The sequence below is a fragment of the Thalassotalea montiporae genome (genome assembly GCF_053485855.1).
In genome coordinates this window covers 1-216 of record NZ_JBQRUO010000040.1, presented here as the reverse complement: position 1 = coordinate 216, position 216 = coordinate 1, and the positions used below count along the sequence as shown (strand labels likewise).

At 37.5% G+C, this 216-nt stretch carries 1 rRNA gene; it reads left to right on the top strand.

What is annotated here, in order from left to right:
- Window positions 1-135 precede the first annotated feature (135 nt).
- Window positions 136-216, top strand: a 16S ribosomal RNA gene (locus tag ACSLUR_RS19200); the annotation flags it as partial.

Here is a 216-nt window from a genome sequence, read left to right as displayed (position 1 = left end):
ACAAATAAGCAAACTTCGGTTTGCCAAAATTAACTCAGTGAACTCATGCAAAAACTACTTTTATATAAGTTTTATTTGTACAGAATTCATTGAGCCGAGCGTTTCTTTTTATAAGGAATGTCTCACAAACGATTTTAATTGAAGAGTTTGATCATGGCTCAGATTGAACGCTGGCGGCAGGCTTAACACATGCAAGTCGAGCGGAAACGAAGAGGA